General features: G+C 40.3%; 7 protein-coding genes. 2 read left to right on the forward strand and 5 right to left on the reverse strand.

Annotated features, from left to right (window positions below; translation table 11 throughout):
• Positions 1 to 15: 15 nt before the first annotated feature.
• The 3 genes from OK025_RS05255 to OK025_RS05265 form a co-directional block, all read right to left on the reverse strand.
• Positions 16 to 1,284, reverse strand: coding sequence for a DUF2264 domain-containing protein (locus OK025_RS05255; RefSeq protein ID WP_317668569.1), 1,269 nt, complete (start codon positions 1,282 to 1,284; stop codon positions 16 to 18).
• 162 nt (positions 1,285 to 1,446) lie between these two features.
• On the reverse strand, positions 1,447 to 3,291 hold the full coding sequence (locus OK025_RS05260) for a RagB/SusD family nutrient uptake outer membrane protein (protein WP_317668570.1): 1,845 nt from the start codon (positions 3,289 to 3,291) through the stop codon (positions 1,447 to 1,449).
• Between the two features lie 12 nt (positions 3,292 to 3,303).
• On the reverse strand, positions 3,304 to 6,576 hold the full coding sequence (locus tag OK025_RS05265) for a TonB-dependent receptor (RefSeq protein ID WP_317668571.1): 3,273 nt from the start codon (positions 6,574 to 6,576) through the stop codon (positions 3,304 to 3,306).
• A 136-nt stretch (positions 6,577 to 6,712) separates the two neighbouring features.
• Here OK025_RS05265 and OK025_RS05270 point away from each other — a divergent pair, with 136 nt between their 5' ends.
• Positions 6,713 to 10,588 (forward strand): ATP-binding protein, encoded by a 3,876-nt coding sequence (locus OK025_RS05270; RefSeq protein ID WP_317668572.1) that lies wholly within the window; start codon positions 6,713 to 6,715, stop codon positions 10,586 to 10,588.
• 195 nt (positions 10,589 to 10,783) lie between these two features.
• Here the strand turns inward: OK025_RS05270 and OK025_RS05275 are convergent, their stop codons facing one another.
• Together OK025_RS05275 and OK025_RS05280 are read right to left on the reverse strand one after the other, a co-directional pair.
• Positions 10,784 to 12,031, reverse strand: coding sequence for a glycoside hydrolase family 88 protein (locus OK025_RS05275; RefSeq protein WP_317668573.1), 1,248 nt, complete (start codon positions 12,029 to 12,031; stop codon positions 10,784 to 10,786).
• A gap of 144 nt (positions 12,032 to 12,175) precedes the next feature.
• On the reverse strand, positions 12,176 to 14,317 hold the full coding sequence (locus tag OK025_RS05280; RefSeq protein ID WP_317668574.1) for a glycosyl hydrolase family 95 catalytic domain-containing protein: 2,142 nt from the start codon (positions 14,315 to 14,317) through the stop codon (positions 12,176 to 12,178).
• Positions 14,318 to 14,701: 384 nt separating this feature from the next.
• Here OK025_RS05280 and OK025_RS05285 point away from each other — a divergent pair, with 384 nt between their 5' ends.
• Positions 14,702 to 15,970 (forward strand): Gfo/Idh/MocA family oxidoreductase, encoded by a 1,269-nt coding sequence (locus OK025_RS05285; RefSeq protein WP_088160080.1) that lies wholly within the window; start codon positions 14,702 to 14,704, stop codon positions 15,968 to 15,970.
• The last annotated feature ends 3 nt before the right edge of the window (positions 15,971 to 15,973 follow it).

Genomic DNA, 15,973 nt, shown 5'->3' on the forward strand with positions numbered 1-15,973 from the left:
TTTATTCTTTTTTGTTTAATAACTTACATAATAGTCTTTGGGAAATTGCTCTGCATTCCAGCATTTTTGGGAAGTCCAGGGTTGTGGAGCACAGGTCCAAAACTCATCGTCTGCCGGTAACCCCAATGGCAAGAATGATAGGGAGGCCACATACATAGAGCCTGCGTTTGTATAGTAATCTGCGAGATTGGATTGTTTGTCACCTACCACCCCCATACGCAGCCATCCTGATGGAGCAAAGGTTTTATCGATATAAATATGCCTTAATACCGCTGTAAGAGCTGCCCGAACCTGCCCCTTCGAGATATCTTCGGGGAGCTTGTTCTCTAAAGCAACTGTCGCTAAGGGTTGGAATGCTGCATTCTTATAAGTTGAGGAGCGTCCAACAACAACATAGTGACCTTCTGGAGAAATCATACGTTCCAAATGATGCGCATAGCGCTGCATTCGTTTATACGCTCTATCATACATTTCTTTATATTTTCCGCCGGCGGTAATATTATGGCGTAGCGACTCCACCTGCATGCAATGAATCACATACCCATTGTAATGATCAAAACTAAAACGGGCTCCGTCGCTGTACCAGCCATCTCCCACGTACCATTCCTGATCAAATTTATTGACCGCATAATCGATCTTTTCTCTCGCACATTCCTCTCCTATGCTATAAAGAAATGTTTCTGTCATAGCGGCAAACAGCAGCCAATTGCTCTCATTCGGCTTGATTTTCCGCAGCAATTTGAATTCTTCAACTACTCTCTTTTTAGTCACTTGGTCCAAAGGCTGCCATAAAGCTTGAGGAGCTCTCAAAAAGGCTAATGCAAGATGCGCCGCATCGACGAGTGTTTGGGATGAAGGACCTCGCCAGGTAAAATAATCCGGCGATTTAGGATCTACACCATATTGTATACCCAGTAATGCTTGGTCACGTAATTTTTTACGCAATTGACCTTCTTCAGTTGCGTCATCTGGTAAGGCCAACCAAGGAGCCATACCTGCCAACAAACGACCGAAAGCTTCCAGGTATCCGACTCCAGGGTCTCTACTATCGAAAGTAGGACTCACTTCCATCGGCATATTTTTACGCCATTGTTGCTTACTGATATTGCTTAATATTGGAGCAGCCATCTTATATAAAATAGATACCCAATAGGCACGATCGTTCTCGCTGTAATTATTTCTTTCCGACGCGGCAACATTGGCTTTCGCTTCACCAGCAAAAGATGTCGCCAGTGCGCCCATTCCGGCACCGCCCAATAGTTTTAATAAGAGTCTTCTTTTCATTGACATTGGTTTATAACGAACACAATCGAAGTGTTACACAAAACATTAAAAATCTTTATTTTACGCTAAAAAAACAAATCAAAAAAAATCAATCGCTCTAGCAAACGATTGCGTGAGCGATTGATAACAACTTCTTTACGTGGGAAGTCATTTAGTTTTCTTTTACCAACCTGTATTTTGTGTTAAACTGGTATTTCGTTGTCTTTCCAATTCAGGGATAGGCCATGTATAAAGCTGATCTCCTAAATAGGTATATTTATCTACAATAGCACCCCAAGGTTGTTTGTTTCCAGCGTTACCACTAAATACCTGCTCCTTCCAGGATCTCCACCTTAACTCATCAAAATAGATAACACCTTCTCCAAATAGCTCTCTCCTACGTTCGTTACGAATTCGGCTAGTTAGATCGGCCTTACCGCTCACAGTCGTCGCTGCAGAGCTATTCAACAGCCCTACTTTAGCACGAGCGCGAACCTCATTCACTTTATCGACGGCAGGTCCTGTCTGTCCTTTTTCATTTAAAGCTTCGGCCCATAATAATAACACATCTGCGTAACGTATCACCGGATAATCAATATCACCTGCAACCCTGCTTGGAATAGGAGGTTTCCCGCCTTCATATACAAATTTACGCGGCAGGTAGAAAAACTGACTTTCAATATCCGTCCTTAGGTCAAAAACATTGTTTAATTGCTCAATATGTGGCCATCTAGACGTGAACGTTTGATCTGACGTACCATTCATTCCTACAAAAGTAGAGTAGGGTAAAATGACATTGGCACTTAATCGTGGATCTCGGTTTTCGAAGGCTTTCTTTAACCGGGCCTCATTTCCATTTGGCAGATACAGCCCAAAATCAAGTCCTCGTTTTGGATCGATCAAATCTGTGTATTTAGCGGGTTTGTTATTGGCCTGCGCTACTTGCTGTACATTGTCACGTATGAAATAGATTTCTCTCTTCGCTGGTGCCATAGCGTTATAGCCCGGGATTACATCATCCCAGTTAAATTTACTGCCATCTTTGTTCTCGTATAAGTCCACAAAATCCGGACTAACCAAATAGCTATCCCAATTGGAACCAAACGCTGAACGGCTACCAAAATAGAATTGCATGGTCGATCCATAATTATCTAATGCAATGTTCTGAATGGAAAAAATCATCTCGTCAGATTTTTCGTTGGCGGCGGTGAACAGGGTCTTATAATCTGAAAATAGTTGATGACCTGCATCTTTAACCGCCTGAAAATCTGCAATCGCCTTATCCCAGTCCTGTAGATACATATACACTTTACCACGCAACGCATAGGCAGCAGACTTCGTGATACGACCAAAATCTTTACTTCCAGCCGGAAATTTAGTTGGCAAATTAGTTTCGGCAATACAATCACTCAGATCTTTTAGTATAAAATCCCAAACCTCTTTTTCAGTATTTCTAGGTTTAGTAGCCTCGTTGTAATTGATCGGAGCGTCATATATAGGCACCCCTCTATACAATTGATTTAATCTGTAGTAATAAAATGCTCTTAAAAATTTCACTTCCGCCAATAGACGTGCTTTCTTCTCAGGTGCAGAAGGGGAAATGTTACTTATTCCATAAATGGCATCATTTGAACGATGTACACTTTCATATAACTCCTTCCAGACATCGGCAAAAAGTCCTGTTGAAGTATTGGCGGTAGCATTCAACAAGGGATCACCTCCCCTAGGTATCAGCGTATTGGATAAACGATCATATTGGTAAAGTTCACGATTATTTGTTCCGCCGGTTGAATATCCAAAACGCAATGCCTGATAAACTCCATTTACACCAAGATCGGTGTAGTTATCTGTTGTCCACATTTTATCCTCAGGGACTTGCGTGTTTGATGTGATATCCAATAAATCCTTTTTACAGGAGCCCATTGTCCCTAAAACGATAGCCAACATGGATATGCGCCCCAAGCACTTATTATATTGTTTGTAATGCGTAAATAATCTTCGCATACCTATAGTTATTATTTTCTTCATTTGTTCTTAGTATTAGAATCCAAAATTCAAACCGAATGCATATTGTTTCATCGTTGGATACTTAGCTCCAGCTCCGATTTCTGGATCAGCTCCAGGGAATTTTGTAAACATCAATAGATTCTCACCAGAGAAGTATACGCGTAGATTACGTACATGCAGACGTTCGGTAAGCCTATTATTAAATGTATAACCGATTTGCAAATTCCTCAATTTAATGAAGTCTGCATCATAGAGGTAATAGTTGTTCGCTACGTTATTGATAGTTTCGCCGTTATATTTTAAGCGCGCATAAGATCCGGTCAGATTTGTACGGGAGTCGCTCGGATTAGCAGGATCATAAAAATAATGGTCATCTGCCACACGTTTTGAAATTCCGTTTCCGTCACGAACAATGTTGTTGCTATAACCTTCATCATTCCAATAGTATTGCAATTTACCTTCACCAGACCACAGCATTTGCAGATCAAACCCTTTATAGGAAAATCCCAGATTAAATCCATAAATATATTTCGGAATATCGGAGGTTCCTGTGAAATCAAGATCGTTCTCATTGCCATAGATCTTATCTCCATTTAAATCTGCATAAAGAAAATCACCATAATAAAGTTGTTCTTTACCCAAAGTATTTACTGGAGAAAAACTATAACCAGCCGTTTTCATATCCTGAGCCCATTTATAATCCGCTTCGGTACGGATCATACCATCCCGTGGTCCACCATTCGGGTTCACAGATCCATCACTAGAATAGTAACTACCATCCCCTTTATAGCGCTGTCTTACATAAAACTCTCTATATGTATGTCCTTCCAAATTACGTTGGTTTGTACCAACAGCATTGGATACCTGTCCAATATTGGTACTGTAGCTATTCGTACCATTGACATCATTCCAACCTCTTACCAACTGGCCTTTAAGTTTGGTCACCCGGCTTTTATTGTAAGCAAAATTACCACCGATATTGTAGCTCACTTCACCTATTTTATCCTTCCAAGTCAGATTGAGTTCTATACCACTATTACGCATAGCCGCCGAGTTGACAATTGGAGCCGAAGTATTGCCGGTTGTTAGCGGCAATTGTTCAGGAACCAATATTCCGGAGGTTAGTTTGTTATAGTAATTCACCTCGACATAAGCCTTATTCTTGAAAGTAGAGAATTCAAGTCCCACCTCTTTATTTTCACTTTCTTCCCAAGCTAACATCCTATTTCCAAATTTGCTCCGTTCCAAACCACTCACTTGTGACCCGCCGTAGGAATAACCTACATTTCCATAAAAAGCAAGTGCCGGGAAATAATTCTCACTGTTTGGATCCCCGTTATTTCGGTCATTCCCCAATTTACCCCAAGATCCGCGCAACTTAACGTTCTGAACATAAGGATCTAAACCTTTCATAAACGATTCTTTAGAAAGCAACCAGCCCAAACCTACAGAAGGAAAATAACCGACCTGTTTATCTTTTCCGAATTTGGAGGATGCATCTCGACGCAAATTGAATTCTACCAGATATTTTCCATCAAAGTCATAATTCACCCGTCCAAAGAAAGACCGCATACTGGTTTCATATTCGTTACCATCAATGCTATTCATTTCATTTGCTGTACTGATATTAGAAATTGTTGGATCGATAACTCCTCTTTTTGATGCAGAGAACGTGTACCATTTGGTTTGGAACTCATTATGCCCCAATAATGCGCCTATATTATGCTTACCTATAGTTGTTTCATAACGGAGCACATTGTCAAAAGTCAACGTACGAAGATTTTCATAGCTTTGAGAAAGCGTAAGATTAGCTGCCACACCGGCAGGGAAAACAATTGCACCAGTCGCAAAATTATACTTATCTACAGGAATACTGCTGCCGGTCTGCTCTCTGAAGCGTGTCAGATAGTTGAATTTGGTTTCAAAAGTTAATCCTTTAATAATTTTAACATTGGCAAAAATAGTGGAGTTAAAATTTGATACTTTATCCATTCCCTGAGGTTCATATAGATACTGCATCAGATTGTTCAATTGAACGGACTCTTCAGCTGCTACCGCTCCTCCAAATTTCCCATCATACATCGGATATACACCCGGGGTTGACTGCCTTAAGAAATTATACAGATTATCAACGTTTGCTTTTTTCCGATCTTCTGTTGATGCAAAAGTGTTTGTCCCAATTGTTAAACGGTCTCCAATTTTAGTGCTCAGATTCGTTCTTAATTCATACTTTTTGGCGCCAGTGTTTTGCATAATACCTGGATTGTCCAAAATCCGTCCGGAAATCATATAATTGGTAGACTCCGATCCCCCAGTTGCGGATATATTATGACTCTGAAGCCAGCTCGAGTTATAGATCCAATCTGTCCAATCTGTATTTGGATAAGCAATATAATTTGGCAAACCCGAAGGAGCCATAACACCATTTGGATCCACATTTGCTTTTCGCCACTGCTCTATGGTAGATTCAGCATACTTATTCGGTTTTCCCAGATTGAAGGTTCCTTCATTCATTAACTCCATGTGACGTACGTAATCCGACACAAACTCAGGTGTTCCCATCGGTTTGGTCTTGGAAAGAATTCCTGAATAAGTCAATTGAGTCTTTTGATTTGCCTTACCTTTTTTAGTTGTGATTAATATAACCCCGTTTGCCGCACGTGTACCATAGATTGAAGCAGAAGACGCATCTTTCAAAACAGAAATTGTTTCAATGTCATTTGGATTTACCGCATCCATTGTTCCAACAATTCCATCAATAACAACCAATGCTTCAGCATTGTTCATTGTACCGATACCACGTACGCGAATAGTAGCGCCATCGGCGCCTGGTCGACCAGTCCCTTGTTTTACCTGTACACCAGCAGCAACACCACTTAATGCCGTAGAAACATTTGTGACAGGTCTATTTTCAATTTGCTTTGCATCAATTGTACTGACAGACCCCAAAAGCTTTTCCTTTTTCTGCTTTCCGTACCCCACCACAACAACCTCATCAATTACCGAACTTGTACCGTCCATAGTTACATTGACGACACTACGCCCATTGACAACAACTTCTTGATTTTGATAACCGATGTAAGAAACTACGATAGTCGCATTGGAGCCAACAGACAATGAATAGGTACCATTAGCATTTGTAGAAGTAGAAACACTTCCGCCCTTTTCTCGAATCGTTACACCCGATAAAGGTGCTCCCTGACTGTCTGTAATCCGCCCCGTAATTGAAATTTTCTGTTGTGCCATACCCGCACCCACAGTAAACATCATCATAGCAGACAGTCCAACTTTGTAAAACTTTGCCATACTTTAGGAAATTAGTTTTATAATAAAAATTGGTTGTTTAATAGGTCAAAGATGAGTTTATGAGCAAATTAAGAGGGGTGAAATTCATAAATATTTGGGGGTAAAATCTTAAATTTGACACAAATACCCCATAACCATGAGCATACTACCTATTTTATCGCGACAATTTCTGCTGTTGATATCCATCATTTCCCTTTGTCATGCCCAGAATTTAAAATTTGAGACATTAAGCCAGGAGAACGTATTGGATAAACAGGCGGTATTAACAATTGCTCAGGATAAACAAGGTAAACTTTGGTTCGGCGGCGGAGCCAACCTTTTTGTATACGACTCCCAGAATATCACTAATATTCTCGTACAGGATACGGTATTTAAAAAGGTAGATTACATTAACAAGATTGCCATCAACGCAAACAATGACCTTTTTATTGCTACAGCAACGCAATTATTCATTTTCGATATCGACAAACGCAAAGCGGTATTTAAACAGGGAAAACCTTTTCAAGAAAAAATTGCTGTCGCCGACATTCAGTTCCTTTCAGACAAAATATTTCTGTGCACCGACAAAGGGCTCTATCAGGCTATCCCCACAGCGGGTACCTACAATCTCAAAAAACTCATTAACCAATCCCGGGTACAATCGATTATTCAGACAGGACCTGAAACCTATATCATGGCGAGCATGGATGGCATAACGTCTTTTTCATTGAAAAATAATCAAATTTCTACGAACCAGAATCTTATAGCATCTCCCCTGCCTTTAAAAGAGCAGATTTTCAGCACAATGTATCTTCATAAAAATATCCTGTGGGTTGGCACAAAATTGCATGGAATATTCCAATACAACTTCGTTGATAAAAAATGGAATAACCTAACAGAAACAAATAGTAATCTGCTCAGCAATAACATCCGGAAAATTGTCCCAACTAAACAAGGAGACCTACTGATTGGTACACTAAAAGGGCTCTCCATCTTTAATGGGGCACCACATTTCTTAAACTATAAACATAATACCTCCGTCAAAAACTCATTGAGTCAAAACTCCATCTATGATATTTTTATTGATCGACAACAGATCACCTGGATAGGAACTTATTTTGGAGGAATCAATGCCATCTACCCCGATCTGATCCCCATACAGCATTATTCAACGCGTTCGCGTCCAGGTCTCAGCCTCAATAGCGATATCACTGGCAGTTTTGCAGAGTCAGAAAATGCGTTTTGGATTGGAACAGAAGAAGAAGGAATCAACAAAATTGACAAAAGAACAGAAACGACCTCTCCTTTGTCTAAATTAACCCAGTCAAATCTGATCAAGGATCTATACGTTAGAGATAACAAAATTTATGCAGCACAGTATGGCGGTGGTTATTCCATTATCGATGCACAATCTGGAAACACACAACACTTTTACCTTGAAAAAGATCTCCTGAATCTCAAAAACAATATTTATAGCATTTACGTCGATCCCGTACATCGCATTTACCTCGGAACCAATAAAGGGCTTTACATCGTCGATCCCGGAAAGCCTGCAGCATATAACGCTGCCTTAAAAACAGGTACAATTGATGATATCCAAGCCGATAATAAACAGCATACTTATTTTCTCAGCGGAGGTACACTTTTTCGCAAAAAACCGAATGAATCAAACATAAAACCATTAAAACAACTGGACACATTGACGCTAGGTGGGTTTTATGTTCAGCCGAATGGGGACATCTGGCTGACATCCAAAGAATACTTATATCATTTTGACCAGCATGATCAATTAACCAAGGTATCTCGCTTTCCAAACAACTCATTAGGCTGGCCCATCTTTGTGAACAATCAGGTATGGCTTACCAGTAAAAATGGACTAATATGCTATAATCCCAAAACAAAACATAGTTACCTCCTGAATCAATATGACGGTTTACCGGTCAAAAATCTACTTGGAGCCAAAGTCTTTGCCAGCCAAACGGGAACACTGTTCGTCACGACACTCAATGGTGTAGTTGCCCTAGATACCCGAAAAATAATCTTCAATCAGACTATACCCGAGGTACTCTTCCGAAATATCTTTCTCGAAGAGTCACCATTGAACTACGGACGGCTTCAGAAAACAACAGATCCCAATAGCTATCAGCTCAAACTCCGACATGATGAAAACTTTGTTACGATTAATTTCTCAGGTTCTAATTTCATCAAACCACAAAAGAATAGATACCGATACAAGCTCGATGGTTTTGACAAGGATTGGGTTGAAACTAGTACTCCCTCAATACGCTATACCAATATTCCGGTCGGAATGCATACTTTGACCATATTCGCCAGTAACAACGATGGCATTTGGAGCAGTATCCCCCTACGGATCAATATCGATATTAAACCTCCCTTTTGGAGAACCTGGTGGGCCTATCTGTTGTATGCGGGCTTGTTCACCTTGGGTGTACATTTTGTCATCAAGTTTGTTGTCGAACGTGAGATGTTGATCAATTCAGAACGGGAACAGGAAAAGAAAATAAAATTCTTCACACAGATATCGCACGAAATTCGCACACCGTTGACGTTGATTACAGCTCCATTAGACGAAATTATCTCCGAAACGGCCAATCTGACTTCTACACAAAACAAAGTAAAACGGATAAAAAAGAATGCCAGTAAACTGCTTGGTGTAATCAACGAGTTGCTGGACTTTAAAAAATTCGATGATAAACACTTTGTACTGAAGAAAACCGACATCTCTTTTAGGGAATACATAGAAGATACGTTCTACTTACTGAATGACCTTGCCAAAACAAAACATCTCAACTATTATATACGTCAGTTGGATGCAGTAGGATTACAATCCATCGATACCGTGCAATTTGATAAAGTGATGTTTAATCTACTGTCCAATGCTATCAAATACACACCAGATTATGGTACAGTTTACCTGGAGTTGATCGAAAGCGATGACTCGTTTTCCATAAACATAGTTGATAACGGCATTGGCATTGCTACAGACAATCAGTTTAAAATATTTGAAGAATACTATCGTGAAGAACAAGCTAATGATGCGATCGGCACAGGCATTGGATTGGCACTTACCAAACAAATTGTACTGCAACACAAGGGAGACATTCGTTGTTTTTCACAGGACGATGAAAAAGGAAAATGGACGGTATTTACGGTAACCTTACCGAAACAAGCTGGCGAGAAAGTAGAACCGCAAGCAATAGGCCTCCTTGGAAAGGAAACAGAAGACATTAGCATATCCAGACCAGGCACATTCGACAGCTCCTTGCAACAGACGATTTTAATTGTAGAAGACAATAAAGAATTATTAGCAACAGTTGTCAATCTGTTTCATGATACCTACACGATCATTACAGCAAACAATGGTGAAGAGGCTCTTTCCAAGGCATTGGAATATATCCCTGATCTGATTATTTCAGACCTCATGATGCCTTACATGGACGGTGCTCAATTGTGTCAGGCCATTAAAACAAATATGGTAACAAGCCACATTCCATTCATTTTGCTGACGGCCATAACCGATAGCCATTCACAAACCTTAGCACTAGAACTGGGCGCCAATATCTATTTGACAAAACCCTTCGACAATAAACAATTATTCCTGTCTGCTCAAAATCTCTTGGCTATCAGCCAGAAAAAAAGTAGAGAATTTCAGGTCAAAACAGCTTCATTCGACAATGAACTTGATGCGCAATTTATCTCATCCCTAAATGAGTTGATCGAAGAAAATATTCAGTCAGATGGCTTTGATGTCAATTTTATAGCGCGAACAATGGGAATGAGCGCTCCAATTCTCTATCGTAAACTGAAGGCCATATCCAATTTATCACTCAATAATTATGTCAAAACGTATAGGTTAAACAAAGCAAGAGAATTACTGACATCGACCATGAATATCAGTGAAGTTGCTTATGCAGTGGGCTTTTCTGACAGGAAATACTTCAGTAAGGAATTTAAAAAACAGTTTGGATACAACCCATCGGAACAGATCGCGACGCCTAATCAAAGTAGCTAAACCCTGCTATATCGAATTGTGGTCTCTATAAGACCCAATAAACTCCGTAAGCCCCAATGAAAAGACAGAGGTGGCTATGCCACCTCTGTCTTTTAGTTTTAACAACGTTTTTAATCAAGTTTGAGTCTTACTTAAAACAAATCATTTTTTAAACGATCTGGTCCCGCTAAAATAAGCTTTTAACTATTGACAACCTTATTTAGCAATCTCTTTAATCATTGGTTCGCCCGCCAATAAGCGTTGGTATCGGACCAGGGCCTCCACATAATAGTAATCGGCATAGGTCAACGGCACATCGATTTCCGAATTTAACGGTAGCGCTCCAACGCTATGTTGTAAGATATAACCTCCATTTTGACCATAAGGTGCCAGATAAGGGGCCTTGGACAGGTTTTTAAGAATCGTTTCTGCTTTTTCAAAATAATTTAGGGCTTCGCTTCCTTTTGTATATTGTGAGAGCTCTAACAAAGCTGATGCATATAGTGCCGCCGCAGACACATCTCGTAGATCCTTATTCGGATACATTTTATCTGACTGCGCAATTTTATCTTTATCAAAATCCCAGTAGGGAACCAGATCAGCAGGCAGATTCGGATTGTTTAAGATATATTTCGCGATTTGCTGGGCCTGCTTCAAAAAGTCTTTCTTCTTTGTCTCGCGATACATCATGGTATAACCATACAGCGCCCATCCTTGTCCTCTTGACCATGCCGATTCATCAAATGCGCCTTGGTGGGTCTTTTTACCAATGGCCTTACCTGTGTTTTTATTATAATCGATTACATGGTATGAACTATAATCTTTTCTAAAGTGATTTTTCAAGGTTGTTTCAGCGTGCGATACCGCAATATCATAGAATTTCTTATCTCCAGTCATTTTAGACACCTGTGTCAAAAACTCCAGGTTCATCATATTATCGATTATAACCGGATACTGCCATGATCCGTGATCCCAAGAACGGATCGTTTTGGTAGTTGGACTATAGCGAGATGCCAGGGAATTGGCGCCGGTGCTGAGTACTGGACCATACTTTTGGTTATCACCCGTGAGACGCAGTGCGTTTCCAAAACTACAGAATAACATAAACCCTAAATCATGTGTACCCTTGTTGTTCTTTTCTTTTTCTAGATAGGTCAATTTCTCGGTTGCTTTCTTTAATAGCCCTTCATCTTTGGTACCTTCATATAAATACAACAATGTTCCTGGATAAAACCCCGAGCACCACCAGCTCGACGAAGAAAATACCTCTTTGCCATTTTCGAAAGTTTTTGGAAATTTTTCTGCCGGAGTTTCGTTCGCCAGGACTTTGATTTGCTTCGCTGCAGCATCTAACTGCTGCTGAATAAACGCTTTGGATAGATTCGGTTTTGCCGTTTGCGCCTGAAGGACAGTCGAAGTACCCAAAATGGCCAATAATAACACGGAAAGTTGTTTTAATTTCATTATTTTCTAGTCTTTTATTTTTATTTGGTCAGCGCATTAGCGCTTTAATTCTATACCTAAATAATCCGCTCTTTTTCTTTATTTCAATTGATCGAGGAATATTAAGCAATTGACCTCACCGTAGTTTCTTTAACTTACCTTTTATCAATGTACACTAATCAAAGCGATTGCCCCCTTATCAAGATTCAGATCAATTATTCCGTCTTTCCTTATATCAAACGTACCTTTTCCTTGTATCTTTACCTCTGGTATTCCGATATCGGATTTTAATCGTAGACGACCTCCATATTGACTTTTGATCCGGATGCTGGCTGTTTTTCCATCTTTCCGCTCTGCTGATACGAGATTTCCACCATCTGTCAAAAAATTGGTAAAGGAAACATTCTTCCATTTATGAGGAATAGCAGGAAACACGCGTAATACACCATTCCAATACTGCATACACAATTCTTGAATACTGGCCATCGCTGCCAGTGGGGTTTCTATCACCGGACCGCTTTCAGCATATAGTGTATTGGCTTTAATATATTTCTGCAATAGCACATCCAGCGAAGCCAAAGCCGAGTCTCCTCTTCCCATCATGGCATACATAGAGGCAGCCCCCGTAAATGAATAGCCCTGCAACAATTGCTTTTTGCCCTGCCAATGTGCAATAGAGCGCTCAATAAGAGATTGATTATTTACCTGATCCCAGTTTATATCGTAAAAAGGATAAATCATCATTAGATGCGAATAGTGACGATGCGATTCGCCATAGGGAAGATCTTTTGCGATCATAAAGCCATCGACATCTTGTGGATAATCAATCAAGTTGGCCAATACGTCTTTCCAGACAGCGTGAAGTTTATCCTTGCCGCCTCTTTCTTGATCCAGCTCAATAAGCGTCTTGAGCCCCCATTTGAAAATAGAAAGATCATAATTTGTATCATAAGCATACCCTTTTGAATATTCTGGTGAATAGGTTTTCACACCGATATGGTATTTTCCTGCTTGATTTTTTTCCAATAAGTGCAAATGATAATTTATCGCTTCCTTCAGTAGCGGAAATAAACGATCATATACTTCCTGCGACAGGGTCGCTCGATAATATTGATAATAACTATGCAACAGCCATACGAGATTCCCTAGCTCCTTTTCTCCATCGGAAGCCGCATCCAATGAAACATTTTTTGCCAGAAGAACAGGACTCCATAAGCTTGGCCCCGAGGAGCGACCTACAGCCAAACTGTTATAGCGATAAGGCTCGGGAACATTTTGTCTTAAATTATCTTTATTCCGATCAATCATCTGAATCAACGAGTTTGCAATGCCGAGCTGGTTCGCTTTGAAAACAGGAGAATAAGCAAGTTGCATATTAAGATTAAGCCAGTACGCTGGCCAAGGAGTTGAACTTGTCCAGGGTCCCTGTAAATCCATAGCGGGTTTATCTGACCTTGTTGCACTGGCAAGCTTATACAGTTGCATATCATAAAACTGCTGGTAAACCGTATCTGGCAGCTCCAGTGTAGATGCTGCAAAATAGTCTGTCCACCACTTACGATGGGATGCCAGTCCCTTCGTTAACTTTTGTTCATTAAAATTCTGAACATAATTGATCGCCTTTTTGACATAAGCGGTTCCCTGCTGGTTATAATCTACGGTAATTAAATAGGTATCCACTTCTTTGCTGGATCGGCCACAATAAGCCGTCACATACCCTCCACCAGCTAGAAGAGGCTGATCAAAATATTTTGTTTCGCCTTGCGTGCCAAAACTTCCTTTTGGATTTGTCGGATAGTTTTTCGGTTTTTGCGTATAGCTGAATCCCATCCTTGGACTGATGGCTTCGTCGGGCTTCCATGTAAGCTGGTAATTCCCGTTAAAATCTTTTTTAAATACCTCTAGCAAAATAATGTTGTCATTTGATAAGGTGGTCGTCCGAATTCTCACCATCCCTTGGCCTGTGCTGACTTTCGCCTCAGCATAGGCGTCTTTTAAATGAATTTCTCCTTGTGCCTGCACAATCGGGCTTTCTAATGCCAATTCAAAATGACCTAACGACATACGCGCCTGATCAAACAATTTATCGGCCGAATTCGCTCGATGATCATAAATATCAGTTCTTCCAATATCCACACGCATCGAATTCTTACCAGCTAAGTAGGTCATCGTTCCCAGGAGACCATTTCCAGTAAACACACCTTCATAAATCGTATGGCCCAACACTGGAATTCTATATTGAGCTGATCCTCCAAATGGCTGGCATAGGATGCAAACGAGTAAAAACAGTATTCTTAGATTCATCATTAGGATTCAATGCTATCAGAGCGACCATAAAGATGCTGGATTATTCTCCTGAAATCAAGCCTCTTTTACGAAAACGATTGAGGAAAATCGAGATTCGAGTCCTTTTCTGTCCACCACATCGAATAGCTACCACACTGAAATGTAACAATTTAGTAGATAAAGCAACACAGCATAGGCAATATTGGGGTAGCTATATATGAAAGAAATGAATTCAATAGTGCTCTTTTGTTATTTTTTAATAAAACACAAATAAACAATACGTAAAATTTTAGTTATCAGTTTACATTTATCAGTTTTTTATTTATTTTTAAGATTAAATATCCAATGCCGTTATTTTTAACAGCCTAATAGTGGATCAATTATAAAACAACTAATCCAACCAAAATGAAAGAACAGAATTCATCAAGGCGTGATTTCATAAAAAAATCCGTGGTCGGTGCTGCGGCATTTTCAATTGTACCACGCTTTGTACTCGGAGGACAGGGCTATCTTGCTCCGAGCGACCATCTAACCAAAGGTGTAATTGGTGTCGGCAATATGGGCCGTGGACACTTTGGCTACGCCGGAACTAAAACAGTAGCCATTTGTGATGTGGACAAAACCCATCTAGCGGCAGCACAAGCAGACTTAGGCGGTGGTGTGAAGGAATACCATGACTTTAGGGAGTTGATTAAATCTCCGGAAGTAGATATTGTGCATATTGCTACTCCGCCACATTGGCATGGACTAATGTCCATCGAAGCGGCAAAAGCAGGAAAAGATATCTGGTGTGAAAAACCAATGACACGTACTATCGGTGAAGGTAAAAAAGTGAAAGAAGCCATTGCACAACATGGCAATATCTTCCGTTTAAATACCTGGTTTCGTTTCAAGGATGATTTTTATGGAATGAATGTTCCAGTAAGCAAAATCAAAAAATTAGTTGATACTGGCATGTTAGGTTGGCCTTTGAAAGTTACGATAAGCAAACATACCGGCTTTGACTGGAAGTTCTATTGGGTAGGAAAGGAAAATTTACCAGAGGAGAAAGTACCGGCTGAACTTGACTACGATTTTTGGTTAGGTCCGGCGCCATACAAGCCTTACAATAAACACCGCGTACATACCACTTTTAGAGGATATTGGGATTATGATGGTGGCGGTCTAGGAGATATGGGGCAACATTATATGGATCCTGTTCAATACTTCTTAGGTAAAGACAACGAAAGCCCGATTACCGTCGACGTTGATGCTCCGCAGCAACATCCGGATGCCGTGGGCACGTGGAGACGAATTACATTTACCTATGCCGATGGTTGTCAGATCATTCTAGACGGTGAAGCGAAAGATGAAAAGGCAGCCTATATTGAAGGTCCAAAAGGTAAATTATATAGAGGGTTTCAATCAGATATACCAGATTTGGAGAGAAAACTTGCACAGTATCCTGAACCTGCACCACAGATTACTGACTTCTTGGAATCCGTTCGCACAAGAGAAAAGTTTGCACTGAATGAAATCAATGGACACCGTTCTTGTACCTTGGTCAACATGGGATTAGCAGCATTGCGACTGAACAGATCACTAAAATATGACTCCCAAAATGAGCTATTTATTAATGACGACGCCGCAAATAGATTAATTCACCAACCAATGAGAGGCCCTTGGTCTATTTAAAAA

It is taken from the genome of Sphingobacterium sp. UGAL515B_05, from assembly GCF_033097525.1.
Taxonomy (GTDB): Bacteria; Bacteroidota; Bacteroidia; order Sphingobacteriales; family Sphingobacteriaceae; genus Sphingobacterium.